The following is a 26,648-nucleotide window of genomic DNA, read 5'->3' on the forward strand; positions in this document are numbered from 1 at the left end:
CGGTCAGCGCTGTGCGCTGACCGCCTTGCACTCCTCGCGCAGCGCCGCCACGGCCCGCGCGCGCGCGCCGCCCGTCGCCCAGACCAGGCCGATCCGCCGCGCCTTGCACGGCCCGGGCAAGGGCAGCCGCGCAAGCCTCACGCCCTCGGGCCACGGCCGTGACCAGTCGGGCACGAGCGACACGCCCAGCCCCCGGTCCACCATCACTGCGATCGCATTGAGCGCGTTGAGCTCGAACCGCTCCTTCGGCACGATGCCGGCCGCGCGCAGGTACTCGTCGGCCTGGCGCCCGCCCCACTGGTGGCGGTCGTAGCGGATCAGCGGTTCGCTGCGGAGCACGTCGTGCGGGTCGCGAGCGGCCATGGACTCGGGCACCAGCACGACCAGCGGCTCCTCGCGCAGCAGTTCCCAGTTGCAGGCCTTGGGCAGGGGATACGGCGCTTCGAGCACCACCGCCGCGTCCAGTGCGCCGGCGTCGACCTCGCCATAGAGTTCGGCCGAATAGCCCGGCTGGATGAACACGTTGATCTGCGGGAACGAGCGCACCATCCGCGCCAGCACGTCAGGCAGCATGCCGGCCAGCGCGGTGGGACAGGCGCCCAGCCGCAGTTCGCCGGACACCGACAGATCGTTGGCCGCGCTGCGCAGGTCGGTGACGTCGCGCAGGATGTCGCGTGCGCGCTGCAGAATCCGCGCGCCTTCCTCGGTCACCGCCACCGTACGGCCGGCGCGGGCGACCAGCGGCGCCCCGAGTTCGCGCTCGAGGGTGCGGATCTGCTGGGCGACGGCTGCGGGCGTGATGTTGAGGTGGCGGGCCGCGGCGGCCATGGAGCCGCGATCGACGACGTAGATGAAGGTTCTGAGGAACTGGGTATCCACGATGGCTGTCTGCTGCGCCGGGTCAGGGCTGGCGCGGCGCACATGATCTCATCCCCGGCGCGCTCAGCGCGGCGCCGGGGTGTGCACGGTCAGGCCTTCGAGCGACCGCGTGGGCGCCGGGAAGAACAGGCTGGCGACGTAGCCGATCACGATGCACAGCATGATCGAGATGCCGAGATAGAAGTATGGATGCACGAGGTTGTACGACCAGGCCAACGTGGTGAGCACGATCGCCGAGCCGATGCCGATCGCCACGCCTGGCGAGTTCGCGCGGCGGGTGAACATGCCCAGCGTGTACGCGCCTGCGAAGCCGCCGCCCAGCAAGCCGGCAAGCTCGATCGACACGTCGAACAGCGAGTGGATGTCGAAGCGCGACAGCAGCAGCGCCAGGGCGATGCCGATCAGGCCGATGACCACCGTCATCCACTCGGCGAAGCGCACGCTGCCGCGCTCGGTCGGCGCCTTCGCCAGGCGATCGTAGAAGTCCACCGACAGCAGCGTGGCGCAGCTGTTGATGATGCTCGACAGCGTCGACATCGCGGCCGCGAAGATGCCGGCAATGATCAGCCCGGTCACGCCGACCGGCAGCTCGGCGGCGATGAACAGCGGGAAGGTCGCGTCGATCGGCAGCAGCGGGTCGAGGCGCTCCGGGTTCTGCCGGTAATACATCCACAGCGCCGTGCCGATCGAATAGAACACGAAGCCGCCGGGGATCATGATCGCGGCGAACACCCAGATCGAGCGACCCGCTTCCTTGTCGGACTTGGTCGACAGCGAACGCTGCATCAGCACCTGGTCCTTGGGGAACGTCAGCACGACGTCGAACACCACCAGGAAGATGAACCCCCAGACCGTGGCCTTGGTCAGGTCGAAGCTGAAATCCAGCAGTTTCGTCTTGTCTTCCAGTACCACCGCCTCGCGCACCGCGCCGAGGTCGCTGCCCAGCGAGTACAGGATGAAGATGATCGCGAACACCGCGCCGCCCATCTTCACGAACACCTGCACGAAGTCGGTCCACACCACCGCGCGCATGCCGCCCATCACCGTGTAGATGATGGTGAACACCCCCATGATCAGGATGCTCCAGGCGACGTCGATGCCGGTGATCGTGGCGATCGCCAGCGCGGGCAGGAACAGGATCACGCTGAGCCGGCTGCCGATCTGCATCAGGATCGCCAGTGCGCTGGCCAGCATGCGGATCGCCGGATGGAAGCGGGTTTCGAGGTACGAGAACACCGACATCAGATCGAGCCGGCGCAGCAGCGGCACGATCCACACCGCCACGAACATCAGTCCCAGCACCGCGACCAGGTTGTTGGTCAGGTATTGCCAGTTGCTCTCGAAAGCCTTGGCGGGAATGGCGATGAAGCTGATCGAACTGGTGTTGGTGGCATACAGGCTCACGCCGGCCGCCCAGAACGGAATGCTGCGCCCGCCCATGAAGAATTCGGCTTCCGAGCCGTTCTGTTCGCGCAGGTAGAAGTATCCGCCGATGCCCAGCATCGCGAGCAGGTAGACCCCGATCACCAGCCAGTCGATCCAGTGCAGCAGATGCTGGCCGGACCGCAGGGTGTCGTGATGCAACCGCAGCTGCGCGCCGTCGCCCTCGGCCCACAGCAGGCCGTTGCCCCAGCCGGTGGCGAGGCGCAGATCGCCGGAGAGTGTTCCCGGCAGCGGCGCCCACGCATCGGTGATCGTGTGGAACAGACGCAGCTCGGCGGCAGCGCCAGGCGCGGCACGCACCAGGTAGAGGATGTGCGCCTGGCCGATGGCACGGGCGACGCCCGTCTGCGGCGCACCGGGCAACTGGCCACGATCGCTCCAGGCGCCTTCGCTCCAGCGGCGCATATGGCCGTCGGCACTGGTGAGGTAAATCCCTGAGCGTTGCGCCGCAATCGTCACCGGCGCCGCGCCACCAGGCCAGGCGTCGAGCGCGCGCCAGGCCTGCGTATCGGACGTGCCCGCCTGCGCAAGAGCGAGGAAGCGGGGGCCGCCATCGTCGCCGAGCCCGGCCACGTAGAGCGTGTCGCCCTGCACCGCCACCTGCGGCTGCTGCAAGGGCTCGGGGAACTCCGCCAGCGGCCGGGCGAGCAACGTCCCGCCGCGCCACGACAGCGCAAGCGGACGGACGGCCCGACCGTCCACTTCCGGCAGCAGGAACGCGCGACCGTCGACGCTGGCCACGGCTGCGACCGGCGCATCCCCCAACCCGGCCGGGATCGCGACCGGCTGCCAGGCGCCCGCATCGGGTGCGAGGATCCAGGCGCGATCGCCAGCCAGCGCCAGTGGGCGGTCATCGACCACTACCAGCGCCTGCACATTGGCGGGTTCCGGCAGGGCGGGCAGCGCGCGCGTATCGACCGAGGTGAGGCTGTCGGCCTGTGCCGCCAGCGGCGCGAGCAGCGCCAGGCAGAGCAAGCCTGTCGCCTGCAGGAGGCGGCGCAGGGGATTGCGGGGCATACGGGACGTTCCGGTGGCGGGCGTGGCCGCGATATGTGGGGGATGCGTCATTGCGCCGGGGCGCTGCGGGCGCGCGCGGCGCGGTGAGCCTGGGCCAGCACGCGTTCGGCCCGGCGCAGATAGGGGGCATCGACCATGCGTCCGTCGACGACGCAGACCGCGTTGCCGTCGCGGCGGGCCTCGGCGGCCCCGTCGACGACCCGCTGCGCGCGGGCCAGCTCGTCGGCGTCCACACTGAAGATCGCGTGCGCCAGCGGCACCTGGCGGGGATGGATACAGCTCTTGCCGACGAAGCCGAGCTCGCGCGCGAGCTGCGCCTCGCGCTGGAAACCGGCATCGTCGCCGAGATCGGCCCAGGCGCCGTCGCAGGCGAACACGCCGGCCTCGGCGGCGGCCAACGCCACCTGCAGCATCACCGCCTGCACATGCGCGGACACGTCGCGGCGGATGCCATTGGGTTCGAACAGGTCGCCGAGGCCGAGTTGCAGGCCGGCCACGCGCGGGTGCGCAGCGGCGATCGCGGCCGCGTTGCGCAGCGCCCTCGGGGTCTCGATGTTCAGCAGCAGGCCGGCCGACGGGGCCAGCCCCAGCGCGCGCTCCTGCGCCTCGATACGCGCGACCGCAGCGCGCACGTCGTCGGCGCTGTCGGTCTTGGGCAGGTTGACCAGGTCCGGGGCGGCCGGCAGGACGGCGGCCAGGTCGGCCTCGAACTCGGGCGATGCGGGTGCATTGGTCCGCACGATCGCCAGCGGCATGCCGGGCCCGCGGGCCCGCGACTGCAGGAATCCCGCCACGTTGCCGCGCGCCTCGGCCTTGCGCGCATCGGCGACGGCGTCCTCGAGGTCGAAGGAGACCGCATCGGCCAGGCCGGTCCAGGCCTTGTCGAACAGGTCCGGGCGTACGCCCGGCACGAACAGTTTGCTGCGCATCGCCCCTCTCCGGTTGCGGGACGCAGTGTGCGTGATGCCCCCCACGGTGGAAGTCGCCCGCGCAATCTTCAGACGATATTTTTTCTGTATTCCGAAGCCGCGATGCAGGCCCGAAAGCGGGTGCAACGCCGCTGCGACCGTGTCTGCCGCGCCGCTCGCCGGGGGGCATGCTGCGCACCCGCGCCATGCCATGGTGAACGCGCACCGGCCGCAGCATCGCAACGGGCGGCGCCATGCCGATGCGCGCGGGACAGCCCTGGGCCGGGCATTCCAGGAGCCTTCCAAATGCGCCACCACGACGAAGCGGGTACCCTATACGGCTCCTTTGCCACATCCGGCGCCCAGCCCATGCTCTTCAAGAACGTCGCCATCGCCGGCCTCGCCCATATCGATGCGCCGCACCGCGTGACCAGCGACGACATCAATGCGCGGCTGAAGCCGACCATCGACCGCCTCGGCATCAAGACCGATGTGCTCAAGGACATCGCCGGCATCCATGCCCGCCGCCTGTGGGACGACGAAGTCCAGGCCTCCGATGCCGCGACCATGGCCGGCCGCAAGGCGCTCGAGGATGCCGGTCTCGACGTGTCGAAGCTGGGCCTGCTGGTCAACACCTCGGTCAGCCGCGATTACCTCGAGCCGTCCACCGCCAGCATCGTCGGCGGCAACCTGGGCATTCCCGATACCTGCCAGAACTACGACCTCGCCAATGCCTGCCTGGCGTTCGTCAACGGCATGGACGTGGCCAGCCGCATGATCGAGCTGGGCGAGATCGATTACGCGCTGATCGTCGATGGCGAGACCGCGAATCTGGCCTACGAGAAGACCATCGAGCGCCTGCTGCGTCCGGAGACGACGGAAGAAGACTTCCGCAACGAGCTGGCCACGCTCACCCTAGGCTGCGGTTCGGCGGCGATGGTGCTGGCCCGCGCCGACCTCCTGCCCGATGCGCCGCGCTACAAGGGTGGCGTGACGCGTTCGGCGACCGAGTGGAACACGCTGTGCCGGGGCAACCTGGACCGCATGGTCACCGACACCCGCATGCTGCTGATGGAAGGCATGAAGCTCGCGCAGAAGACCTTCACCGCCGCGCGCGAAGCGATGGGCTGGGTGGTCGACGAGCTGGACCAGTTCGTGATCCACCAGGTCAGCAAGGTGCACACCGGCGCCTTCGTGCAGACCTTCGGCATCGATCCGAAGAAGGTCCACACGATCTTCGGCGAACACGGCAACATCGGCCCGGCCTCGGTGCCGATCGTGCTGAGCAAGCTCAAGGAGCTGGGCCGCCTGAAGAAGGGCGACCGCATCGCGCTCTTGGGCATCGGTTCGGGCCTGAACTGCTCGATGGCCGAGGTGGAGTGGTAAGGCAGCCGCTGGCAGTGTGAGCACTGGAAAGGCCGGCATGTCCGGCCTTTTCCGTATCCGGGCCTCCGGGTAGATATGATTCATGTCGAATAATTGTTTGTTTATCGACACGTAGGAGGCATCATGTCGACGTCGTCGACATGAGCGATCCGCGTGGATCCCCAGCGCCCTTACAACGATCTCCCCCTGCTTCCGCCCGCCGTTGAGCTGGAAACCCGAGACCTGTTGAAAGCCTGTATCGAAGCGCACAAAGCGCTGGCGTCGCTCCGACAGGCAACGGGCCATCTGCCCAATCCCGCGGTTCTGATCAATACGATTCCGATCCTTGAGGCGCAGGCGAGTTCCGAGATCGAGAACATCGTCACCACGACCGACGAGTTGTTCCGCTACGCGGACCACATCGAGACGGCCAGTCCCGCAACGCGTGAAGCGCTACGCTACCGCAGCGCATTGAACGAGGGCTTCCAGGTCCTGTCCACGCGACCGCTGTCCACAACCACAGCCGAGATCGTCTGCTCCCGGATCAAGAACACCCAGATGCAGGTCCGTCGCATCCCCGGCACCGCTCTGGGCAATCAGCAGACGGGCGAGATCATCTACACGCCGCCTGTTGGCGAAGCCTTGCTGCGCGACAAGCTGGCCAACTGGGAGCGCTTCATCCATGAAGCGCGAGACATCGACCCGCTGATCCGCATGGCGGTCGCGCACTACCAGTTCGAAGCGATCCATCCCTTCACCGACGGCAACGGCCGCACTGGCCGTGTGCTCAACCTGTTGATGCTGGTGGAGCAGAACCTGCTCGACCAGCCTGTGCTGTACCTGTCGCGCTACATCATCGAGCGCAAGGCGGATTACTACCGACTGCTGCTCGAAGTCACGCGGGACGGCGCCTGGACCGAATGGGTGGCCTACATGCTCGACGCGGTCGCCGACACTGCACGCTGGACCAGCGCCAAGATCGAAGCGATCCGGCGCCTGCATGAAGACGCCTGCGAGTGGGTGCGCGGCCAGCGACCCAAGGTCTATACCCGCGAACTGGTCGATGTTCTTTTCAGCCAGCCCTACTGCCGCATCCACAACGTGGTGGAAGCCGGCATCGCCAAGCGAGAGACCGCGGCGCGCTATTTGCGCGAACTGGTGGACATCGGCGTGCTGCAGGAACAACGCATGGGCAAGGAGAAGCTGTTCCTGCATCCAGCCTACCTGCGCCTGCTGTCCGACAACACCCACGCGCCGGAGCGCTACGCACTGCCGCAACAGGATTCTCAGTAAGGCCTGATTACGACACGCTCGATCGCGATACGCTGGTCCGCCTTTTGCAGCGCGCGATGCCGAGCGTCAGCTGGGACTGGTGTGGGAGCGTGATGAGATCGAAGCTGACAACGCGATCAACAGCGACTTCGTCGCCTTGACGCTGGACCCTGCGCTCAGCCACGGCGATGCGGCCTGCGACAACCTGATCATCGAAGGCGACAACTTCGATGCGCTGCGCGCCCTGCGCGTCAGCCGCAAGGGCGCGATCCGTTGCATCTACATCGATCCGCCGGCAACCGCGACTTCGTCTACAACGACCGCTTCGTCAACCGGACCCACCGCTTCCGCCATTTTCACTGTGGCTGGATTTCATGTACCAGCGCCTGCTGCTCGCGAAGGAACTGCTGGCGGACGATGGCGTGATCTTCGTCAGCATCGATGACAACGAGCTGTTCCGGCTCGGGATGTTGACGGACAAGGTGTTCGGCATCGACCCAAAACTGGCTTGCTTTGCTTGGCAAAACGACGGGGATTTCGATAATCAAGCGAAGATAAAAATTTCGCACGAGTATGGTCTCGCTTACACAAAGAACTCGGATTTGTTTCCGATGCCTGCAGTTGTCGATCCCAACATTCCAGACTCAAGCAAACTATTTCGCGCCGAGGTCAGGAACGCGATCCGGACTTTGTCGTTAGCCTGCACGATCGCCCCGGAGACGGCATCGCCTGACTTGAGCCCAAGGGCGCGCATCTGTGGGGCCTCCAAAGTGAGGTCGACAAGGGCGCCGCTGTGCATGCCGACCATGGCCGCGTCTTCATGGTCGGCCGTAAGCGAGGGGAACAAGATTTCACGTTTTTGCGCGCCCTCGGCGGCCGGCTGCAGAGTGACGGCGCCTTCAGCATCGACAGGCTGCGCTTCCTTTAGTCCAATTGCGCAGAAGTTGCTTTCGCGCAGCTTATCTCGGACTTCCGGGTGTGCCATTCGCCATGCGTGGGGTCAAGCCAGGCCCCGAGCCTGGCCGGAATGTGAGTGGCACTTGTGGGCGCCTCTGCGCATCTAGTTGTCGTCGACCGCGCTCACCGTACTGATCAGCGACTGCAGCTCGTTTTCGAGGGTATTGATGCGCGCCGACAGCTGGGCTGCCTCGCGCGGACTGACGTGGACCAGGCCTTCGAGCAGTTCGGACAGCTGCAGCAACCGGCCGCGCTGTTCGCGCACGTCGAGGCGGACCCGTCGCGCGCTCAGGTCACCCACGTTCGAGTGCACCGCGCCGCGGCGGTAACGCTCGCGCAGCATCTGGTGCAGACGCCCGACCACGCGACGGTCGCTGTCGGTCCACGGCAGCCCGTGACCACGCACGGTTTCGTTCCAGGCCGAGAAGCTCGCGCGCGGCCCGATCTTGCCGCCGTCGCCGTCGACCAGGAACGGCTCGTCGGGACGACCCGCCCAGCGCACCTCCTCGATCTGCTCGCGCCGGAAGAAGAACAGCCATTCGTTCCTGGACAGATCCAGCGGAAGGGCCAGTACGCCGGCGAGGCCATCGGCTTCGCCGGGGCCGCGACACCAGTCCGCGGCGTGTTCGGTGGCCACCGGCCCGGCGCCGTTATGGGTGCGGCGCAACCAGTCGAGCAGGTCCGGCATGCGCGATTCGTTCGGGGTGCGACCGGCGCCGTACCAGTGACCCGCTTGCACCAGGCCGACGCCATCGCAGGCGACCGCCCGGCACAGCAGATCGAGCTCGCCCTGCAGGGCCAGGCGCGGATCGGCGGCGGTGTCCAGGCGCAGCGCGAGCGCATCGCGGATGCTGCGCGCGTTTTCTTCCAGGGCCACGGCATCGTGCTGCTCGCGCGAGGCCACGCGCATCGACACGAACAGGCCGAACAGATCGGCGGCGGCGCGGATGCCCGGCGGCACCCGGCGTGCGCTGCGGTGGTGGCAGGCGATCAGCCCCCACAGACGCCCACCAGAAATGATCGAGATCGACATCGAAGCCACGACGCCCATGTTCGCGAGGTATTCGAGGTGCACCGGCGAGACGCTGCGCAGCGCCATCTGGCCCAGATCGAGCGGCGCGCCGCAGCTGTCACGGTCCGGCAGGATCGGCACCGGCACGTAGGTGGCGTCCGGGATCACCCGGATGCGGTTGCGCAGGTACAGCGTGCGCGCCTGCACCGGAATGTCGGAGGGCGGGTAGCGCAGACCCAGATAGGTCTGCAGCGCCGAGTCGCGGGATTCGGCGACCACCTCACCGGCGTCGTCGTGGCGGAAGCGGTAGACCATCACCCGGTCATAGCCGGTCAACAGGCGCACCTGCTCGGCGACGCGCTGGTTGAAATCGTCGATGTCCTCGCTTGCGGCGACGCGCGCGATCATCGTCTGCGCGACGACGGTCGGCGAGCGCTCCCCCGCGCTGCGTGGCTGCGGTTCGATCTCGATGTGCACCAGGCCGTCGGCGACATGCACGCTGATGTCGCACAGGTCCGCCATCGGGCCGATATTGCCGACGGCCGCGCGTTGCGCGGGCGCGCCGGGCTCGCCGAAACCGACCGTCTCGGCGATCGCCTGGATCAGGTCGTCGGTCAGGAACTCGCGCAGCGAGTGCCGCAGCATGTCCTCGGGCTCGGCGCCGGTCAGCGCTTCGACATTCGCCGAGACGTGGCGGATGGTCCAGTCCGGCAGCTGGCAGCTGATCAGGTACCCATGTGGCTGGATGGCACCCGAAAGATGGATCGGTTCGTTGGCGCACTCCTGAAGGGCGCGTTCGAGCTGGGAATTCATGCTGCGGGCTCCTCGGTGGGGGGCGCAGGCAGCGCGCCAAAGCTGCGCTGAAAACACGACTCGACCAGCAGGAATGCATCGCGCGCACCCTCCAGCAGACGGTCCCGCGCTGCCTCTGCGCAATCGCCGTAGGCCTCCAGCCGCTCGAGCACGCGCGACCAGTCGCTGCTGGCCGCGTGCCGGGTCAGGAAGCGCGCACCCGCGTCCTCGTCATGCCCCAGTGCCTGCGCGCCACGCACCAGATAACGCGCGCCCAGGCTGCTGCCGGCCATGACGTAGTCCCAACCCAAGCGTTCCTCGGCATCGGCGGCGCGGCCGCGATACCCCGCCGGCGGCAGTGGCGTCAGCCGCAGCTGCTGCAGATCCGTGGCCAGCCAGAACGATCGCCGGGGCAGCGCATCGACCACGATTTCATGGTCGGCGGCGAAGCGGTGCATGCCGACCAGATAACGGCCGTAGGCCAGGCGCGAGGCCAGGCCCCCGGCGAAACATGCATCGACGCGCGCATGCAGATCCGCGGTTCCGGCACGCAGAAACTGGCGTGTACCCGGAGCGTCGACGCTGGATTTGTCGGCGATCGCATTCATTTTTTCAGCATACGCAAGTGTTCTGAACGTCACCGTCGGGTGCCGCACTTAGCGGCACTTTTCACGCCCGACCCGCGTTCCATCGGCGTGGCGAAGAGCGATCCGGGTGAACTGTCTACAATGGCCGCGTTCATCAATCCGGCGTTCGATGCGTGCAGCTCCCCGACTATCCCTTCCGCGGCCATAGGGTCGAAGTGCGCCCCGGCGTACACATGCATTACCTCGACGAGGGCCCGCGCGACGGCGAGATCGTGCTGATGCTGCATGGCAACCCGTCGTGGAGCTACTACTGGCGGCACCTTGTGCTGGGGCTGCGCGATCGCTACCGCTGCATCGTGCCCGACCACATCGGCATGGGCTGGTCGGACAAGCCCGATGACGCGCGCAATGCCTCGCCGCGCTACGACTACACGCTGGCCTCGCGTGTCGCGGACATCGGCGCCCTGCTCGCCCATCTGGGCATCGACGGGCCGGTGACCCTGGCGGTGCATGACTGGGGCGGCATGATCGGCTTCGGCTGGGCGCTCGAGCACATGCCCCAGGTGAAGCGCCTGGTGATCACCAACACCGCGGCGTTTCCGCTGCCGGCCGAGAAGCCGATGCCGTGGCAGATCGCGCTGGGGCGCGACTACACGGTGGGCGAGTGGATCATCCGCGGATTCAATGCGTTCTCCAGCGGCGCGTCCTGGCTCGGCGTCGAGACGCGCATGCCGGCCGACGTGCGCCGCGCCTATGTCGCGCCCTACGACAGCTGGGCCAACCGCATCTCCACCGTGCGCTTCATGCAGGACATTCCGCTCAGCGCGAAGGACCGCGCCTGGCCCCTGCTCGAAGCTGCCGGCAAGCGCCTACCGGCGTATGCCGACCGCCCGGCCTTCATCGGCTGGGGCCTGCAGGACTTCGTGTTCGACCGGCACTTCCTCGACGGCTTCCGCGCGGCGCTGCCGCAGGCCGAGGTCATGGCATTCGAGGACGCAGGGCATTACGTGCTCGAGGACAAGCACACGGTGCTGGTCCCGGCGATCCGCCGTTTCCTGGACGCCCACCCGCTCTGAGCGCGCGCAGGGCGCCCGCCCACGACCACGCGCCTGCTGCTCCCCCGATCAGGCCTGTGCCAGCGCCGTATTCGGCGCCGGCGCCAGGCTATCGGGCGCCGTCGTGATCGCGATGGCGAGGGGGCCGACGGTGTCGACGTGCGGCATGTGCACCAGCGCCCAGTCGGCCGCGGTCAGCGCCGGCAGGCCATGGGCTTGGCGCGCCCGGTCGCACTGCGGGCTCGCGGCGCCGTTTTCCCAGGAGGCGGCGACGTCGCGACAGGCGCTGGGGCGCAGCGGATGGATCGTGCAGCGCGAATCCACGCCGATCCGGGCATCCAGCGCCATGCAGCGCGGCTGCGCTTCCCAGGTTCCGCGCATGGCCACCTGGTGACCGCCGAAGGGCTCGGTCAACGCCAGCGGAACCACGCCGTCGCCCGCATCTGTTTCCATCCAGTGCATGGACACCCGGTAATGAGCGCAGCAGGCACCGCAGCTCAGGCAGGGATGGCGCATGGGCGGGATCCGGGAATGCTGCGGGAAGGAGCACGGATTTTTCGCAGCGACGGGCCCCGGCACAAGTGCCGCGGGCATCACGCCGCCGCCGGGTTCAGGCCTGGCCGGGCTGACGCAGGAGCGCGACATAGCGCGCCTGCATTTCCGTGCCGATGCTGCCATCGGGCAGCGCGACCCGTGCCGTGAGGCCGACGCGTGCACGCCCGCGCTCGCGCAGGGTGCGGGCGAAGACGTCCCAGTCGCTGTCGGCGTCCAGGCTCGCTTCCGCTTCGAGATCGGCCAACACGGGGGCGCGGTAGCGGATGCTGGAATCGGCGACATAGACCTCCGCGTCGAGACCGGCCTGCTCCACCCGCAACGTGACCAGCCCCCAGGCGGCGAGGGTCATCGTCGACACCAGGCTGCCGCCGAAGGCCGAGCCCTTGTCGTTGACGTGGGCCGCGAGCGGCGCATGCAGGCGCAGCCGTTCGCCGTCGTAACCCGCGACCGAAATGTCCATTGCCGCCACCGGCGGCATGGAGGCGTAGTGCGCCTCGAGGGCGCGCAGCGAATCTTCAAGCGTCATGCAGGATCCTGTGAAAAGGGCGGGCGCCGGCTTGCGCCGCAACGCAGCACCCACCAAGCTGGGCGCATGCATCGCGCGCCTGCTGTCCCGCAACTCGCGGGATGTTACGTCATCTCCCTGCGCCCGGCGGGCGCCCATGCGGCCTTGCGGCGGGAGGCTGCCCGCCACGGCGCGCGCACGTTCGCGCTTGCGCCCTGGCGGATCGCGCAGCGCGATGACGCGGCCACCCGCGCCGCACTCACCCATGCCCTTGCTGCCGACGTCGTCGTCTTCACCAGCCCGCCCGCGGTCGCAGCCGCCGCGGCGTTGCAGCCGCTCTCCGCGCGCGCCGGGCAGGCATGGCTTGCGGTCGGCGCGGGCACGGCGCGCGCGCTCGCGCGGGTCGGCGTCGCCGGCGTGCAGTCGCCTGCGCGCATGGACAGCGAAGGCCTGCTGTCGTTGCCGGCGCTCATCGCGGTGGGCGGACGCAGCGTTGGCCTGGTGACCGCCCCCGGCGGCCGCGGCGTGATTGCGCAGACACTCGGCAATGCCGGCGCTGATCTGCGCCGCGCCGACGTCTACGTGCGCGAGCCCACGCCGCCGACGCCTGCGCGCATCGCGCGCCTGGTCACCCTGCCCGATCCCTGGCTGCTGCCACTGAGCAGCGGCGAAGCCCTGGTCCGAACGCTGGCCGCCCTGCCCGAGCCCGCGCTCGCCCGGCTGCGTCGGGCCCAGGTGCTGGCTGCCAGCGAACGGCTCGAAGCCCTCGCACGCGCCTCTGGATTCGCTCGGGTTGAACGCGCCACCGATGCGCGGCCTGCATCGCTGCTGGCGGCGGCGCGTCCGGGGGAGGCTCGGATGAGCCACCACGACAGTCGCTGACCCGGGTTCCGGGCGGGGTCCAGCTGCCCGCGCGACGCCCTTCCATGAATGCGCCCAAGCGTCGCGACAGGCCCGTCACGGCGCGATCTGGCACCGTGTTCACTTCCACCTGCGCCACCCCTGGAGTCGCCATGTCCCTGCTTCGTGCCTTGCTGGTCTGGATCGTCATCGCCCTGGTCGGCGCGCTTGCCGCGCAGCTGCTGCTGTCGAGTGACCCGGGCTACGTGCTGGTCCGCCGCGGCGGCGTCGACTACACGACCACAGTGATCAACGCGATCGCCATGCTGCTCGGCGCACTGGTCGTGCTGTGGCTGCTGGTCTCGCTGCTGATGCTCCCCTTCCGCAGCTGGGGCCGCTATCGCGAGACGCGCGCGCAGAGTCGCCTCGGCGAGGGCCTCGATGCGCTGCACCAGGGCCATTACGCACGCGCAGAGAAGCTGCTGCTGCAGTCGGCCGACGAAAACCCGTATTACGAACCGGCGGCGCGGGTGGCCGCGACCCAGGCCGCGATCACCCGCGGGGATGCGATTGGTGCGCGTGCGCACCTGGACCGCCTCGGCGACCGGCATCCGGCCACGCGCGCGATCGCGCTGGCGGAGATCGCCCTGCTCGAAGAACGTCCGATCGACGCGCTTGCCGCGCTCGAAGCACCGGCTGCGCAGCCACTGCCGCCGCGCGGTCTCGCGCTGCGTGCCGATGCCTGGGCGATGACCGGCCACGCCGCGGAAGCCTACGGGCTGCTCGGCGCACTGCGTCGCCAGAACGCACTGAGCGATGCGCAACTCGAGCTGCGCGAGAACCGCTGGGCCGCGGCATCGTTGCGTGAGGCGCCGGAACCCAACGTCCTGGCCGAGCGCTGGGAAGCGCTGCCCAAAGCCACCCGCACCCAGGCGGCCGTGGTGCTGGCCTACGCTGATCGGGCGAGCGCACTCGGCTGGCACGACGCGGCGCTCAAGAGTCTCGAAACCGCGCTCGATGCGCGTTGGGACGAACGCGTCGCCGCGCGCTACGCGACTCTCGAGATCGGCGACCCGGCGCATCGCCAGGCGCGCCTGGAGCGGTGGCTCAATGCGCATCCCGCCAGCCCTGGCGTGATGCTCGGCCTCGCCCGCCTGCACCATATGCAGCGCGACTGGATCAACGCGCGCGGTTACCTGCAGCGCGCGATCGACCAGGGCGCAGGCAGCGAAGCCTGGATGTTGATGGGCGACGGCTACGCGGCCAGCGGCGACGATCGCAACGCGCGCCTGTGTTACGCCAACGCGCTGCGCGCCGCCCGCAACGAGCCGGTGGTTGCGCTTCCAGCGGCGACCGCCACGTTCGACGAGGCGCCGATCGAAGCCGAGATGCGCGACGCGCATGGCCTGCCGTACGTGGACGGCGATGCGCCCCCGCATGCGACGGAGCGGCTCTGAGCCGACGTGCGTGACGGGATCTGCCGGTTCGCCTGCGCATTCCCGCGCAGGCTCGGCGCACGATCCGCGCTGAGCATGGGCGGTGGCGCGGGCCGTCCACGCGGTCCGCTTGCGCATCGGGCGACAGGCTCCGCGTCCATCGGGTCCTGCCGACGCGCGAGCCCGCGGCCTCAGCCGCGAGGTCCGCGGCGCATCAGCGCATCAGACGATGGATGGCCACCGCCGCGTCGACGGCCTGATCGAGCGTGTATTCCGCCGCGCGGCCGCGGCCATTGGACGCCAGCGTCACCGTGACCGGCCCGACGATCACCTGGGGCCCGACTGGGCCGAGCGGTGCATTGCCGTCGAGCAGACCGTCGGGAATGGCAACGAATCCGCCCAGCGGCGATACCCGCGGATCCTCCACGTACATGCCGGCGCGCTGCATGTCGGTTGCGGTCAGCGGCACCTGGTCGACGATGATGAAGGTTCCCAGCGCGGCGCCGTCCTCGCTCCCGCGCCAGACGCAGCTGAGATCGTAATTCTCCGGCGATTGCTGACGCGTACCGGCCTCGTCGACCACGACAAGGCCCTCGACCAGATCGCCCAGTGCAGTTGCGATCGCGGCGCAGTCGGGCAAGGCTTCCGGTGGTGGAGGCGCGGCGATGATTTGGGGACCGCTCGCCGCGGGCGTGTCCTCGCCGCCGCAGCCCGCCAGCGCGAGTACCGCGGCGGCGAGCAGGCCGAGCCGGCCAGGGTTGCAGATGGGCATGCGGCAGGCTCCGCGTTTCAGCGTTCGAGAATCGCGACCACGCCCATGCCACCGGCGGTGCAGATGGAGATCAGCGCACGTCCACCGCCACGTTCCTTGAGCTGCTTGGCGGCGGTAGCGACCACGCGCGCGCCGGTCGCGGCGAAGGGATGCCCGGTCGCCAGCGACGAGCCCAGCGGGTTGATCCTGGCCGGGTCGATCCGGCCCAGCGGCGCCGAAAGGCCCAGCCGCGTGCGGCAGTATTCCTCGCTTTCCCATGCGCGCAGCGTGCACAGCACCTGCGCGGCGAAGGCTTCGTGGATCTCGTAGATGTCGAAGTCCTGCAGGGTCAGGCCGTTGCGCGCGAGCATCTCGGCAACCGCGACGGTCGGTGCCATCAGCAGGCCTTCGCCATGCACGAAGTCGACCGCCGACACGTGCGCGTCGCGGATGTGGCACAGCACTTCGTGACCGTGGGTCGCGGCCCATTCGTCGCTGGACAGCAGACACGCGGCAGCGCCGTCGGTCAACGGCGTGGAATTGGCGGCCGTCAGCGTGCCGCGGCCCGATGTCTTGTCGAACGCTGGCTTGAGCGTCGCCAGCTTGGCGATCGTCGTATCGGGCCGGAGGATGTTGTCGCGCGAGACGCCGCGGAAGTTCACCACCAGATCGTCGAAGAAGCCGCGCTCGTAGGCAGCGGCCAGCTTGTGGTGCGAGGCAACCGCGAGCTCGTCCTGCGAATCGCGGGCGATGTTCCACTGCTTGGCCATGTCCTCGCAGTGCTCGCCCATCGACTTGCCGGTGCGCGGCTCGGCGACGCCCGGGAAATCAGGCTTGAGTTCGCGCAGGCGGAAGCCCTTGAAGGCAGCCAGCTTGTCGCGCGTGGTCCTGGCCGCGTTGGCCGCCAGCAAGCGTCGACGCAGCGCGCGGCCATAGACGATCGGCACGTCGGACGTGGTGTCCGAGCCGCCGCCGATGCCGGACTCGATCTGGCCCGTCGCGATCTTGTTGCCGATGGTGATGATCGAATCGAGCGAGGTGCCGCAGGCACGCTGGAGGGTGATGCCCGGGGTCAGCGCCGACAGGCCCGAGGACAGGGCGGCTTCGCGGCCCAGGTTCCAGTCGCTGGAATGCTTGATCACCGCGCCCATCGCGACTTCGCCGAGCTGTTGACCGTGCAGCCCGAAACGCTCGACCAGGGCCCCCAGCGTACGGACCGACATCCCCAGATTTCCGACATCCGCGTAGGCGGTGTTCTGACGACAAAACGGGATACGGACGCCACCCAGCACGGCGACGGGACGACCTAGCAGCATCGGTATGACCTCGACAGGACCTGCGTGAGCCTGTCCCGGAATGGGACGGGCATAATGTGAACGAGTGTATCCACGATGATGTGCACGGCCAATGACCGCAGATCCCGACATTTCCCGACATGATGTTGCCCGCGCGGCCGCCAGTCCGCAGGTGCACGGCGTGTTCGCCCTGGAATTGAGCGACGACGCCATGCCGGCGCGCGCGGCGCTGGGCCAGGCGGCCGCCGGCGAGCTGGCGCGATTGCTCGGGCGCGACCTGGGCGTGCTGGTGCCCGCGGCGCGCGAGCTCGACCTCGTGCTCGCCGGCGCGCACTTCGACCCCGCCGAGCTGCTGCGCCCCGGCTGGCCGATCCATCGCCGCCTCGACGAACTGCGCCAGCGCGCGCCGCAGTCCGGGCAGGGCGCGCGGATCATCGCCTTCGGTGCCGACGCCGAAGGCGTGGTGCCACTGCCGTTCCAGGCGGACCCGCAACTCGCCGGCGGCCGCCTGCGGGTTCTGCCGTATCTGTTCGCCGGTGAGGCGGCGGTCGTCGAAGCGGTGTCGGCGCAGATGGAGGCCGACCTGCTCGATCTGGGCATGGCGCAGGCGGACACCGCGCTGCATGCGCAGGAGGCGTTCGGGGTGCGCATCGAACATGCGCGCTATCTGACGCTGCACGACCTGCTGGCGATGACCGCACTGCAGTACCGCAACCAGGGCCTCGATCCGCTGTGGGACGTGCTGGAAACCGCGTTGCTCGCGGCGGACTCCGAGGCCTGGCTCGACGCTCCGCCCGAGCCGCTGTTGCGCTATGTCGATGGCGAGGTGCGCATCGCGATGCTGTCGGCCGAAGACTGGCGACGCCGGTGCGCCGGCACGGAACAGGATCAGGCCCGGCTCGCGCATGGATTCGCGATGTACGAGGCGCGCCAGCGCCAGTTCGGCGCGGTCCTGCAGGCCCATGGCGTGCCGCTGGTATTCGCGCACGTGCCAAGCGGACAGGATCCGGTCGCCGCGCTCGGCTGACGCAGCGCGCAGCCTCCGCACACGCGTAGCGCGGCAGGAAGCGCGGAGCGTGCAGCTGCACGCTCCGCTGGCTTCGCCTATCGGGAAGTTGCGGCGAGCGCCCCGGCTTGCGACGCCGCGGCGAAGCGCCGTCCAACGCGCGCATCGGTCCGTGCCACGGCATCGGCGCTTCGGCGAGAAACGGTGAAACGCGCCCTCAAGCGGGTCACCACGAGGAAGATCGGAGCCGGCCGACGCACGCAGCAGGAACCAGTGCCTTGCGGCGGACCCGGCCGATGCCCGGGCAGTGCCCGATGCGGGCTGCAGTCCTGCGCGTGGAACGCGTCGGCGCGGCGCTTATCCGCAAACAAGAAGGGAGTGTCCCGCTGCCGGCGGACACTCCCACTGGCGCGAGGCTCAGTTGGCCTTGATCACGCCGCAGGCCAGGCGGTCGCCGGCATTGCCGGTCGGCTGGGTGGTGTAGTCGTCGGCGTCCTTGTGGACGATCACCGCCTTGCCGACGATGTCGGTCACGGCGCCATCGCCGAGTGTCACGCCTTCGAGCCAGCCCACGACCTGCGCGGTGCCGTCGGCACCTGCGCTGATGTTGTCGCTGTCGCCGGCATGGTGGTCGCCATGCCCGACGCGGCCATGGGCGCTGCCGGCGGGATTGAAGTGGCCACCGGCGCTGCTCGCGTCGGGTGCGCTGCAGTCGCCGTTCTCATGCACATGGAAGCCATGGGTGCCGCCGGGAGGGAGGCCGGTCACGGTCCCGGTGACGTCGACGCGGCCATTGCCGGGCGTGAAGCGCAGTTCGCCGGCGGTCTGGTTGCCCTGGGTCGGCTGCAGCGCGACGATCGCGACCGTCGTCGCGGCGCTGTCGCCCGGCGTGGTGCCGGTCGTATCCGCAGCGCGATCCGCCTGCGCCGCTGCATTGTCGCTGTCATCGGCGCTGCGATCGGCGCCGCCGCAGGCGGCCAGCGCAAGGGCCAGCGCGGCCGGGATCGGCAGCAGGAAACGGGACTTGTGCATCGGTGTTCTCCTCGATCTGGAAACTGGGTGCGGCAGTGGCCGCGTGGAAATATGGACGCGCGCCAGCATCCGCTTCCCCGGGTTGGAACCATGTGATCGGTTCAGCGCGGCTGCACCGTGCCACAGGCGACGCGCGCACTGATCGCGCCCGGCGTCGCGCCCAGCACCAGCAGGGAACGGCCGACGATGTCGTTCGCGGCGCCACCGCCGAGTACCGCGCCGGGCAGCAGCAGATCGAGCGTGGCGACGCCGTTCGCATTGGCGATCACGCGGCCGCGATCGCCGGAATCGGGCTGACGCGAGGGTGCGCCGGCCCGAGCATCGAATTCGGGACCTGCGCTGCTCGCGTCGACCGCGCTGCAGTCGCCGCGCGCATGCAGGCGCACGTTGTGGGTGCCGTTGCGGACCAGGCCACCGATCTCGCCACGCACGCGCACGCCGCCGGCGTCGGGCGACAGCACGAGCCGCCCGCTGACCAGCGAACCCGACGCCGACGCGAGATTGGCGATCGCGCCCTGGGCGGTGCCCGTAGCGGCGATGGTGGCGGGCGCCGCGGGCGCAGGCGGCTGCGCCGGCCGGGGGGCGCTGGCGCAGCCCGCCAGGACGCCGGCTGCTGTGGTGGCAAGGATCTGGAGTCGGGAGAGGCGATTCATGGCGGTCACCTTAGCCCGCGCCTTGGGCGCATCGATGAAAGGATCCTCAACCGCGCTGCCCGCGCGCGCCGAGCTTGCGGGTCAGGGTGTTGCGGCCGACCCCGAGCCGGCTCGCGGCTTCGGCGCGGCGGCCACCGGTGTGGACCAGCGCGGTTTCGAGCAGGGCGCGATCGAGCCGGTCGCGCGCCTGCGCATGGATGTCGTCGTCGCCAGCCCGCAGTCGGGCATCGGCCCAGGCGCGCAGCGGGCGCTCCCAGTCGTCGGCGGCCTGGCTGCCGGCGTCGGCGGCCGGGGCGCTGCCGGGCGCGGTCAACAGGCCGTCGAGATCCTGCGGCGTGACCAGATCGGCCGGCGCCAGCGCGGCCAGACGCCAGCACAGGTTCTGCAGCTCGCGCACGTTGCCCGGCCAGTCGTGCGTGCGCAGCCGCTGCAGCGCGGCGCGGCCGAGGCGCTTGGGCGGCGCGTCGAGCTTCACGGCGGCAGCCTGCAGGAAGCGCTCGGCAAGCTGGCCCACATCCTCGCGGCGCTCGCGCAGCGGCGGCAGGCGCAGGCGCACGACGTCGAGGCGATGCAGCAGGTCGGCGCGGAAACGGCCTTCGGCGACCAGGCGCTCGAGGTCCTGGTGGGTCGCGGCGATCACCCGCACGTCAACGCGGATCAGCTCGCGCCCGCCGACCCGGAAGAACTCGTCCTCCGCCAGGACGCGCAGCAGGCGCGTCTGCAAAGAGGCGGGCATGTCGCCGATCTCGTCGAGAAACAGGGTGCCGCCATCGGCCTGTTCGAAGCGCCCCACGTACCGTCGCGAGGCGCCGGTGAACGCCCCGGCTTCGTGGCCGAACAGCTCGCTTTCCAGCAGATCGGCGGGAATCGCCGCGGTATTGAGCGCGACGAACGGCCGGCGCGCCCGCGGCGATTCGCGGTGCAGCGCGCGCGCCACCAGTTCCTTGCCGGTGCCGGTCTCGCCGGTGACCAGCACCGACACCGGCGCCTGCGCAAGGCGCCCGATCGCGCGGAACAGCTGGCGCATCTGCGCGGTATCGCCGACCAGGGCGTCGGCATCGGCATCGGCATCGCCGCCCGGCGCGGGTTCGGGCTCCTGTGCGCTGTCGTGGTCGCCAAGCACGCGCGCGGCCAGGGCCACGGCCTCGTCGAGGTCGAAGGGCTTGGACAGGAACTCCTGGGCGCCGCCGCGGAATGCGCCGGCGGTGCTGGCAACGTCGGTATAGGCCGACATCACCACGACCGGCAGCTGCGGATACCCGTGCTTGAGCGCCTCGAGCAGCTGCAGCCCGGAATCGCCCGGCATGCGCACATCGGTGAACAGCAATGCGGGCGGCGGCCGCTGGGCCAGCGCCTCGTGCACGGCCTGCGCGCTGTCGAAGCCCGAAACGTCGTAGCCGGCCTCGCTCAGCGCAGTGGACAGGACGAAGCGCACGGAACGGTCGTCGTCGACCACCCAGATACGCGCTGCGGGCAGGCTCATGCGACAGGCGCCTCCGGCGCGGTGGTTTCGCTGTGTTCGGGATCGCCCGAAGCATCGTCGTCCGGGAACGGCACCTGCAGGGTGAACACCGTGTGCCCGGCGCGCGAGCGGTAGACCAGCGCGCCGCGATGCTCGCGTGCGACCTGCTGGGCAAGCGCGAGCCCCAGACCGCTGCCGTCGGCGCGCCCGGACACCAGCGGCAGGAAGATCTGTTCGACGATGTTCTCCGGCACGCCGCGGCCGTCGTCGACGACCTCCAGGCGCAGCACCATCGCGTGCACCTCGTCGCCAAGGCGCACGCCGAGCGCGGCGCGGGTGCGCAGGGTGATGTTGGCGGCGCCGGCCTGGATCGCGTTGCGCACGAGATTCCAGATGGCCTGGGTGAGCCGGTCGGGATCGCCGAGCAATTCCGGCAGGCTGGGGTCGTAATCGCGGACCATGCGCACCGCCCAGCCGGCGTCGGCCTCGGCCAGTCGCAGCACCTGTTCCAGCACCCCATGGATATTGAGCGCGCGATGCGGCGTGGGCGCACGCGGCGACAGCAGCTGGTCGACCAGCGTGCCCAGCCGCGCGACCTCGCTGTCGATCAGCGCCACCAGTTCGCCCGATTCGCCATCGCCGACGCGACGCGCCAGCAGCTGCGCCGCGCCCTTGAGCCCTGCCAGCGGGTTGCGCAGCTCGTGCGCCAGGCCACGCAGCGCCGCCGACAGCGCCAGCGGCATCGCCTGCGTGGGATCGGCGCCGGGGAACTCGTCGACCGGATGGGCTTCGAGCAGCAGGCCACCATCAGCCTCGCGCGACAGCCAGGCATCGGCAAAACGCGGCTCGCCGCCGAGAAAGGCCAGGGCCAGCCGGCGCACCCGGATCGCCCCGTCGCTGGGATCGCCGGGCGTGCGCAACGCCTGTCGCAGCACTTCGCCGTCGACCTCCAACGCTGCCAGCGGCTGGTCGAGCAGCCGCTTGCGGCCCACGCCGAGCCACCGCGCGAAGGCGAGGTTGCAGGCACGGATACGCCCGTCCGCCGCGGCCCAGACCAGCGGCGTGGTCAGTGCATCGAAGACATGCGGGGGCGGGGTTTCGTCGGCCATTGCACCAATGTAGTGCATGGAGTCCGGCATCGACAGGCACGCGGCGGGATTTTGCGGTTCGATCCCAGCGCAGCCGGGTGCTCAGGCGAAAGCCCGCGATCGCAGGATCAGCGTTCGTCCCCGCGCGCGCCGCGCCGGTCCGGAAAGTGCAACACCACGCCACGCGGGGGCTCGGGCCGTTCCCACAGCACCGGCACGTCATGGGGCGCGGGCGGTTCGAAGGTTTCGCGGCGTTCGAGTTCGGCGCGGGCGGCCTGCTCTTCCTCGATTTCCCAGCTGTAGCGCCGGCGCGGCGGGACGGGATCGGCATGGCGGAACCAGAACGCGGCCAGAATGCCGCCGATGGCGCCGCCCATATGCGACTGCCAGGACACGCCGGGCTCCTGCGGCAGGACCGTCAGCAGCATGCCGCCGTAGAACAGGAAGGCGATCATCCCGGCGGCGATCGCGGGGCGGTCGCGCCGTAGCAGGCCGAGCACGAACACCAGGAACATCAGGCCGTGGGTCACGCCGCTGGCACCGAGATGGTAGGAACCCGGCGCCCCCATCAGCCACGCGCCCAGTCCGGAACCGAGCCACATCAGCGGCAGGCCGCGCAGGGTCGCCCTGGGATAGACCACCAGCGCCAGCGAGCCGAGCACCAGCAGCGCGCTCGCGTTGGCGATCAGGTGCTCTGGAGAGCCGTGCAGCAACGGCGCGGTCAGCAGCCCGAGCAGGCCGCTCCATTCGCCGGGACGTACCGCCAGCGGACGCCAGTCGAGCATGCCCTGCACGCCGAACACGATGACCAGCAGCAGCACGAAGCCCACGCTGGCCTTGAGCGCGCGGGTCAGAAGCCGCCGGTCGCGTGCGCGCTGGGCATGGGAGTCGGGGATGTCGTCGGGGCTGTCGAGATGCATGCCACCAGCATGGCGACGGATCCCCCCGTTGCAAGCCGGGACGGGCTTCCGCACCGAGCCCTGCCGACCAGTCGCTGCGCGTGTTCCTCGCGCGGCCCGTCTCGCGCCCGCGCGCCACTGCGGGCGCCATCGTCGGCGAGCCCGTAGAATTCCCGGCATGCAGACTTCCTATCCCGTCGTCCGGCTGAAAAACGCCTGGCGCTCCAGCCATCCGTGGATCTTCCAGCGTCTCGTCGAAAAGCCCGCCCAGCGACCCAAGCCGGGCAGCATCGTCGACGTGATCGGCGTCGAAGGCGAGTGGATCGGCCGCGGTTTCTACAACGGCCATTCGCGCATCGCCGTGCGCATCCTCGAGACGCATCCGGACGTGCCGGTGGATGCGGGCTGGTTCTCGCGCAAGATCGCCGAGGCGGTGTCGCTGCGGCGCGAGGTGCTCAAGCTCGACGACGTCTCCGATGCCTGGCGCGTCGTGCACAGCGAAGGCGACGGCCTGTCGGGCCTGGTGGTGGACCGCTATGGCGACCTGCTGGTCGTGGAGTTCTTCAGCGCCGGCATGTTCCGCCACCGCGAATGGATCTACGAGGCGCTGACCGAACAGTTCCCCGGCTGCCGTTTCCACAGCTTCGCCGACGAGCACGTGCAGAAGCAGGAGAGCTTCGACTACCGCGGCAGCGTGCCTGCCGAGCCGGCGATCATCACCGAATACGGCGTGCGCTTCCGCGCCGATCCGGCCGGCGCGCACAAGACGGGTTTCTTCGCCGACCAGCGCGAGAACCGCGAATGGCTGAGCCGCCATGTCGAGGGCCGCCGCGTGCTCGATCTGTGCTGCAACACCGGCGGCTTCGGCGTGTACGCGGCGGTGCGCGGCGCCAGCGAAGTCGTCGGCATCGACATCGACGAGGACGTGATCGAGATCGCCAAGGGCAACGCGAAGCTCAACGATGTGCGCATCAAATTCGTGCAGGCGGACATCTTCCCGTGGCTGCGCGATGCATCGAACGCGGGCGATGCCTACGACGTCGTCGTCCTCGACCCGGCCAAGATGACCCGCGACCGCGAGCAGGTGATTCCGGCGCTGAAGAAATACCTCGACATGAACAAGCTCGCGCTCGGCGTGGTCAAGCCGGGCGGGCTGCTGGCCACGTTCTCGTGCACGGGCCTGGTCAGCGAGGAGCAGTTCCTGGACATGCTGCGGCGCGCGGCGTTCTACGCCAACCGCACGATCCAGATCCTCAAGGTATCGGGCGCCGGTCCCGACCATCCGTTCATGGCGCACGTGCAGGAATCGCGCTACCTCAAGGCGGTGTTCTGCCGCGTGGTCGACTGACCGCGTGAGGCGGCGGGCGCGGCCCGGCACGCGCCGGGCGCTGTGGGCGGTCGCCGCACTGACGGCGCTCGCCCTGGCCGCAAGCGTCGCGCTGGAATGGCGCAGCCCTGAACGCCCCGAGCCGGTGCCACCGCCGGCGGGACTTCCGGCGCGTATCGAGCTTGCCGCCGGCGATGGCCACCGCGGCATGCGCGATGGCATGCGATCGACGGCGCGTTTCGACGATCCCTTTGGCATCGCCGTCGCCGCGGACGGTACGGTCTTCGTGGCCGATGGCGGCGCCTCGAACCGCATTCGCCGCCTGCACCCCGATGGCCGTGTCGACACCCTCGCCGGCGCCCTCGAAGGCTTCGAGGACGGCATCGGCGCGGATGCACGCTTCCATACGCCGTCGGGCCTGGCGATCGACACGGCCGGCACGCTGTACGTCGCCGACACCGGCAATCACGCGATCCGGCGGGTCGCCCCGGACGGCACCGTGACGACGCTCGCTGGCGGGAGCGGGGCCGGCTTCGCCGATGGCCCGGCCGCGCAGGCGCGCTTCCATGCGCCGATCGGCGTGGCGGTGGACGCGGCGGGCCGCGTGTACGTCACCGACAGCTTCAACGACCGCATCCGGGTGATCGAGGCCGGCGCGGTACGCACGCTGGCCGGCGATGGTCGCCCTGGCTTCTTCGACGGTGCCGGCGGGCAGGCCCGCTTCGATACGCCGGGCGGCATCGCGGCAGGCAGGGACGGCGCGCTGTGGGTGGCCGACACCGGCAACCATGCGCTGCGACGGGTGGCGCCCGATGGCAGCACCACGACGCTGGCGCTGCTTGGCAGCGACGCGGACGCGGCGCCGACGGCACCGGTCTCGATCGCGATCGATGCGCAGGACCGCCTCTACCTCAGTGAGCTTGCGCGCGGCCGCGTGCTGCAGATCACGCCCGACGGCCGGGCGCACGTGCTGACCGGTCGCGACATGGCCCAGCGGCTTGCGCGCCCTGCGGGCCTCGCCTTCGACCGCCATGGCCGGCTGTGGGTCGCCGATGCGGCGGCGCGCCGCGTGCACCGCATCGTGCAGGTGCGGCCCGACGGCGCGAAACAGAACCTCGACAACGCCGCCGTGGGCCCGGCTCCGGATGCCGCCCTGCCCGACACCCGCGGCCGCTGGCCGCTGGCGCCGCAGGACGGCTGGCACGAAGTGGTCGGCACGCTCGGCGAGGTGCGCGGCAATTTCCGCGGGGAATCGCGCAGCCATCTGCACGCCGGCTTCGACGTGCGCGGCGATGTCGGCGCACCGGTGCTGACAATCGCCGATGCCAAGATCACCAACCCCTACGCGGCGGCCGCGTTCGGCGACCAGGCCGAACACATGGAAATCGATGACCTGACCTACATGCACATGCGCGTGGGTCGAACGCCGCGCGGTGAAGCGCTCGATCCGCGCTTCCAGCTGATCGAAGGCGAGGACGGCCGACCGCTTCGCGTGCGCATCGCACGCGGGACACACCTGCGCGCCGGCGACGCGATCGGCACCATCAACGCCCAGGCGCACGTGCATCTGGCCGTCGGACCATGGGGTTACCAGCGCAATGCGGTGGGCCTGGGCTTCCGCAACTTCGTCGACACCGTGGCGCCCCGCATCGACGATCTGGCCCTGCTCGAGGCCTTCGACCAGCCCTTGACCACCCGCGAGGACGGGCGCCTGCGCGTGCCGCGCGACGGTGGCGGCGTGCAGATCGTCGTTGAAGCCTGGGACCAGGTGGACGGCAACCTGCCGCGCCGGCGCCTCGGGCTGCACGCGCTGGGCTACCAGTTCCTGCAGGCCGACGGCACGCCGCTGCCCGGGTTCGAGGCGCCGCGCATGACCATCGATTTCGATCGCATGCCGCCGCACCGCGAGGCCGTCCGCATCGCCTATGCCGGCGACAGCGGCATCACCGTGCATGGCGCCTCGCGCACGCGGTTCCGCTACGCGATCAACAACCTGGTGCGCGACGGGCGCCTGGAACCGTCGCTGTGGGATCCGGCGACGCTGTCGGCTGGCGATTACGTGCTGCGCGCGGTGGTCCGCGATGCCGCCGGAAACGACGCAACGCGCGAGCTGGCTTTGCGCCTGTATTGAGCGTCGCTTGCGGCTTTGGCGGACGCAAACCGGTCATCGCGCTGCGTGCCGATGCCCTACACCGCCTCTTCGAGCCGGGCGAAGCGCGGCACCTCGACACCATCGACATCGACGGTCCCGACGAACATCGCATGCGGCCGCACCCACAGCGCGCCCTCCCCGTACAGCGGCCGGTAGACGACGACGGGCTCGAGCGTCTCGCTGTGGCGCGCCACGCCGATGACCTCGTAGTCCCGGCCCTTGTAGTGGCGGTAACGCCCAGGCGCCAGCGGCGGAAGTGCGGGTAGGTCGGACATGGCCTGCTCGTATCGGTTGGCGCGCAAGCCTAGGCCATGTCGCGATCACGCGCGCACGCCAGGCGCAGCCGATGAGACGGCGACC

At 69.8% G+C, this 26,648-nt stretch carries 24 protein-coding genes and 1 pseudogene; 9 read left to right on the plus strand and 16 right to left on the minus strand.

Annotated elements, in window-relative coordinates; genetic code table 11:
• Positions 1-3: 3 nt before the first annotated feature.
• From EGK76_RS09570 to EGK76_RS09580, 3 genes are all read right to left on the minus strand, one after another.
• The gene (locus EGK76_RS09570; RefSeq protein WP_096300226.1) at positions 4-879 is read right to left on the minus strand and encodes a LysR family transcriptional regulator; all 876 of its coding nucleotides are present in this window, start codon (positions 877-879) and stop codon (positions 4-6) included.
• Between the two features lie 63 nt (positions 880-942).
• Positions 943-3,339 carry a sodium:solute symporter gene (locus EGK76_RS09575; protein ID WP_096296929.1) on the minus strand — a complete coding sequence of 799 codons (2,397 nt, stop codon included), beginning with the start codon at positions 3,337-3,339 and terminating at the stop codon, positions 943-945.
• 47 nt (positions 3,340-3,386) lie between these two features.
• On the minus strand, positions 3,387-4,268 hold the full coding sequence (locus tag EGK76_RS09580; RefSeq protein WP_096296928.1) for a CoA ester lyase: 882 nt from the start codon (positions 4,266-4,268) through the stop codon (positions 3,387-3,389).
• Between the two features lie 348 nt (positions 4,269-4,616).
• On the opposite strand from EGK76_RS09580, the gene EGK76_RS09585 reads away from it, so the two are divergent.
• The 3 genes and pseudogenes from EGK76_RS09585 to EGK76_RS09595 all read left to right on the plus strand — a co-directional run.
• The gene (locus EGK76_RS09585; protein ID WP_096296927.1) at positions 4,617-5,633 is read left to right on the plus strand and encodes a 3-oxoacyl-ACP synthase III; all 1,017 of its coding nucleotides are present in this window, start codon (positions 4,617-4,619) and stop codon (positions 5,631-5,633) included.
• A 222-nt stretch (positions 5,634-5,855) separates the two neighbouring features.
• A complete protein-coding gene (locus EGK76_RS09590; RefSeq protein ID WP_233580270.1) occupies positions 5,856-6,905 on the plus strand; it encodes a Fic family protein in 1,050 nt (349 codons plus the stop codon).
• A gap of 32 nt (positions 6,906-6,937) precedes the next feature.
• Positions 6,938-7,501 (plus strand): annotated as a pseudogene (locus EGK76_RS09595) (site-specific DNA-methyltransferase); the annotation flags it as partial.
• Here the strand turns inward: EGK76_RS09595 and EGK76_RS15540 are convergent.
• The 3 genes from EGK76_RS15540 to EGK76_RS09605 form a co-directional block, all read right to left on the minus strand.
• On the minus strand, positions 7,468-7,869 hold the full coding sequence (locus EGK76_RS15540) for a hypothetical protein (RefSeq protein WP_199730904.1): 402 nt from the start codon (positions 7,867-7,869) through the stop codon (positions 7,468-7,470). The pseudogene EGK76_RS09595 and the gene EGK76_RS15540 overlap by 34 nt on opposite strands.
• A gap of 75 nt (positions 7,870-7,944) precedes the next feature.
• Positions 7,945-9,666 (minus strand): GAF domain-containing protein, encoded by a 1,722-nt coding sequence (locus tag EGK76_RS09600; RefSeq protein WP_123832463.1) that lies wholly within the window; start codon positions 9,664-9,666, stop codon positions 7,945-7,947.
• Positions 9,663-10,253, minus strand: coding sequence for a biliverdin-producing heme oxygenase (locus EGK76_RS09605; RefSeq protein WP_123832464.1), 591 nt, complete (start codon positions 10,251-10,253; stop codon positions 9,663-9,665). The genes EGK76_RS09600 and EGK76_RS09605 overlap by 4 nt, the downstream gene beginning before the upstream one ends.
• 212 nt (positions 10,254-10,465) lie before the next feature.
• Here EGK76_RS09605 and EGK76_RS09610 point away from each other — a divergent pair, with 212 nt between their 5' ends.
• Positions 10,466-11,308 (plus strand): alpha/beta fold hydrolase, encoded by an 843-nt coding sequence (locus tag EGK76_RS09610; RefSeq protein ID WP_123832686.1) that lies wholly within the window; start codon positions 10,466-10,468, stop codon positions 11,306-11,308.
• 48 nt (positions 11,309-11,356) lie between these two features.
• Here the strand turns inward: EGK76_RS09610 and EGK76_RS09615 are convergent, their stop codons facing one another.
• Positions 11,357-11,803 carry a YkgJ family cysteine cluster protein gene (locus EGK76_RS09615; RefSeq protein WP_123832687.1) on the minus strand — a complete coding sequence of 149 codons (447 nt, stop codon included), beginning with the start codon at positions 11,801-11,803 and terminating at the stop codon, positions 11,357-11,359.
• Positions 11,804-11,897: 94 nt separating this feature from the next.
• Positions 11,898-12,368: a YiiD C-terminal domain-containing protein gene (locus EGK76_RS09620; protein WP_123832465.1), complete on the minus strand. Its 471-nt coding sequence runs from the start codon at positions 12,366-12,368 to the stop codon at positions 11,898-11,900.
• Between the two features lie 66 nt (positions 12,369-12,434).
• Between EGK76_RS09620 and EGK76_RS09625 the strand changes: the two genes are divergently transcribed.
• Positions 12,435-13,229, plus strand: coding sequence for a uroporphyrinogen-III synthase (locus EGK76_RS09625; protein WP_123832466.1), 795 nt, complete (start codon positions 12,435-12,437; stop codon positions 13,227-13,229).
• A gap of 131 nt (positions 13,230-13,360) precedes the next feature.
• On the plus strand, positions 13,361-14,644 hold the full coding sequence (locus tag EGK76_RS09630; RefSeq protein ID WP_123832467.1) for a heme biosynthesis HemY N-terminal domain-containing protein: 1,284 nt from the start codon (positions 13,361-13,363) through the stop codon (positions 14,642-14,644).
• Between the two features lie 193 nt (positions 14,645-14,837).
• On the opposite strand, the gene EGK76_RS09635 is transcribed toward EGK76_RS09630, so the two are convergent.
• Positions 14,838-15,395 (minus strand): hypothetical protein, encoded by a 558-nt coding sequence (locus EGK76_RS09635; RefSeq protein ID WP_123832468.1) that lies wholly within the window; start codon positions 15,393-15,395, stop codon positions 14,838-14,840.
• Between the two features lie 17 nt (positions 15,396-15,412).
• Positions 15,413-16,690: an acetyl-CoA C-acetyltransferase gene (locus EGK76_RS09640; RefSeq protein ID WP_123832469.1), complete on the minus strand. Its 1,278-nt coding sequence runs from the start codon at positions 16,688-16,690 to the stop codon at positions 15,413-15,415.
• Between the two features lie 190 nt (positions 16,691-16,880).
• Here EGK76_RS09640 and EGK76_RS09645 point away from each other — a divergent pair, with 190 nt between their 5' ends.
• Positions 16,881-17,696, plus strand: coding sequence for a hypothetical protein (locus tag EGK76_RS09645; RefSeq protein WP_233580271.1), 816 nt, complete (start codon positions 16,881-16,883; stop codon positions 17,694-17,696).
• A gap of 396 nt (positions 17,697-18,092) precedes the next feature.
• Here EGK76_RS09645 and EGK76_RS09650 read toward each other — a convergent pair whose 3' ends face one another.
• The 5 genes from EGK76_RS09650 to EGK76_RS09670 all read right to left on the minus strand — a co-directional run bounded on the left by EGK76_RS09650 (position 18,093) and on the right by EGK76_RS09670 (position 22,830).
• Positions 18,093-18,707, minus strand: coding sequence for a superoxide dismutase family protein (locus EGK76_RS09650; RefSeq protein ID WP_096296918.1), 615 nt, complete (start codon positions 18,705-18,707; stop codon positions 18,093-18,095).
• A gap of 101 nt (positions 18,708-18,808) precedes the next feature.
• Positions 18,809-19,360, minus strand: a complete 552-nt coding sequence (locus tag EGK76_RS09655) for a superoxide dismutase family protein (protein WP_096296917.1) — start codon at positions 19,358-19,360, stop codon at positions 18,809-18,811.
• A gap of 46 nt (positions 19,361-19,406) precedes the next feature.
• Complete coding sequence (gene ntrC / locus EGK76_RS09660) at positions 19,407-20,843, minus strand: nitrogen regulation protein NR(I) (RefSeq protein ID WP_096296916.1); 1,437 nt, start codon at positions 20,841-20,843, stop codon at positions 19,407-19,409.
• On the minus strand, positions 20,840-21,931 hold the full coding sequence (locus EGK76_RS09665) for an ATP-binding protein (RefSeq protein ID WP_123832470.1): 1,092 nt from the start codon (positions 21,929-21,931) through the stop codon (positions 20,840-20,842). The genes ntrC and EGK76_RS09665 overlap by 4 nt, the downstream gene beginning before the upstream one ends.
• 107 nt (positions 21,932-22,038) lie before the next feature.
• Positions 22,039-22,830 carry a rhomboid family intramembrane serine protease gene (locus EGK76_RS09670; protein WP_096296914.1) on the minus strand — a complete coding sequence of 264 codons (792 nt, stop codon included), beginning with the start codon at positions 22,828-22,830 and terminating at the stop codon, positions 22,039-22,041.
• A gap of 157 nt (positions 22,831-22,987) precedes the next feature.
• On the opposite strand from EGK76_RS09670, the gene EGK76_RS09675 reads away from it, so the two are divergent.
• Positions 22,988-24,157: a class I SAM-dependent rRNA methyltransferase gene (locus EGK76_RS09675; RefSeq protein ID WP_096296913.1), complete on the plus strand. Its 1,170-nt coding sequence runs from the start codon at positions 22,988-22,990 to the stop codon at positions 24,155-24,157.
• A gap of 4 nt (positions 24,158-24,161) precedes the next feature.
• On the plus strand, positions 24,162-26,267 hold the full coding sequence (locus EGK76_RS09680) for a gluconolaconase (protein ID WP_233580248.1): 2,106 nt from the start codon (positions 24,162-24,164) through the stop codon (positions 26,265-26,267).
• A gap of 56 nt (positions 26,268-26,323) precedes the next feature.
• Here the strand turns inward: EGK76_RS09680 and EGK76_RS09685 are convergent, their stop codons facing one another.
• Positions 26,324-26,563, minus strand: coding sequence for a DUF1653 domain-containing protein (locus EGK76_RS09685; RefSeq protein WP_123832471.1), 240 nt, complete (start codon positions 26,561-26,563; stop codon positions 26,324-26,326).
• Between the last annotated feature and the right edge of the window lie 85 nt (positions 26,564-26,648).

Origin of the sequence: Luteimonas sp. 100069, from assembly GCF_003813845.1 — a bacterium.
Taxonomy (GTDB): Bacteria; Pseudomonadota; Gammaproteobacteria; order Xanthomonadales; family Xanthomonadaceae; genus Luteimonas; species Luteimonas chenhongjianii.

Bases quoted from the DNA above. Each gene is read 5' to 3' on its own strand.
- EGK76_RS09575 (WP_096296929.1), bottom strand. From the start codon at position 3,339: ATGCCCCGCAATCCCCTGCGCCGCCTCCTGCAGGCGACAGGCTTGCTC.
- EGK76_RS09580 (WP_096296928.1), bottom strand. From the start codon at position 4,268: ATGCGCAGCAAACTGTTCGTGCCGGGCGTACGCCCGGACCTGTTCGAC.
- EGK76_RS09585 (WP_096296927.1), top strand. From the start codon at position 4,617: ATGCTCTTCAAGAACGTCGCCATCGCCGGCCTCGCCCATATCGATGCG.
- EGK76_RS15540 (WP_199730904.1), bottom strand. From the start codon at position 7,869: ATGGCACACCCGGAAGTCCGAGATAAGCTGCGCGAAAGCAACTTCTGC.
- EGK76_RS09600 (WP_123832463.1), bottom strand. From the start codon at position 9,666: ATGAATTCCCAGCTCGAACGCGCCCTTCAGGAGTGCGCCAACGAACCG.
- EGK76_RS09605 (WP_123832464.1), bottom strand. From the start codon at position 10,253: ATGAATGCGATCGCCGACAAATCCAGCGTCGACGCTCCGGGTACACGC.
- EGK76_RS09610 (WP_123832686.1), top strand. From the start codon at position 10,466: ATGCATTACCTCGACGAGGGCCCGCGCGACGGCGAGATCGTGCTGATG.
- EGK76_RS09615 (WP_123832687.1), bottom strand. From the start codon at position 11,803: ATGCGCCATCCCTGCCTGAGCTGCGGTGCCTGCTGCGCTCATTACCGG.
- EGK76_RS09620 (WP_123832465.1), bottom strand. From the start codon at position 12,368: ATGACGCTTGAAGATTCGCTGCGCGCCCTCGAGGCGCACTACGCCTCC.
- EGK76_RS09625 (WP_123832466.1), top strand. From the start codon at position 12,435: ATGCATCGCGCGCCTGCTGTCCCGCAACTCGCGGGATGTTACGTCATC.
- EGK76_RS09630 (WP_123832467.1), top strand. From the start codon at position 13,361: ATGTCCCTGCTTCGTGCCTTGCTGGTCTGGATCGTCATCGCCCTGGTC.
- EGK76_RS09635 (WP_123832468.1), bottom strand. From the start codon at position 15,395: ATGCCCATCTGCAACCCTGGCCGGCTCGGCCTGCTCGCCGCCGCGGTA.
- EGK76_RS09640 (WP_123832469.1), bottom strand. From the start codon at position 16,690: ATGCTGCTAGGTCGTCCCGTCGCCGTGCTGGGTGGCGTCCGTATCCCG.
- EGK76_RS09645 (WP_233580271.1), top strand. From the start codon at position 16,881: ATGCCGGCGCGCGCGGCGCTGGGCCAGGCGGCCGCCGGCGAGCTGGCG.
- EGK76_RS09650 (WP_096296918.1), bottom strand. From the start codon at position 18,707: ATGCACAAGTCCCGTTTCCTGCTGCCGATCCCGGCCGCGCTGGCCCTT.
- EGK76_RS09655 (WP_096296917.1), bottom strand. From the start codon at position 19,360: ATGAATCGCCTCTCCCGACTCCAGATCCTTGCCACCACAGCAGCCGGC.
- ntrC (WP_096296916.1), bottom strand. From the start codon at position 20,843: ATGAGCCTGCCCGCAGCGCGTATCTGGGTGGTCGACGACGACCGTTCC.
- EGK76_RS09665 (WP_123832470.1), bottom strand. From the start codon at position 21,931: ATGGCCGACGAAACCCCGCCCCCGCATGTCTTCGATGCACTGACCACG.
- EGK76_RS09670 (WP_096296914.1), bottom strand. From the start codon at position 22,830: ATGCATCTCGACAGCCCCGACGACATCCCCGACTCCCATGCCCAGCGC.
- EGK76_RS09675 (WP_096296913.1), top strand. From the start codon at position 22,988: ATGCAGACTTCCTATCCCGTCGTCCGGCTGAAAAACGCCTGGCGCTCC.
- EGK76_RS09685 (WP_123832471.1), bottom strand. From the start codon at position 26,563: ATGTCCGACCTACCCGCACTTCCGCCGCTGGCGCCTGGGCGTTACCGC.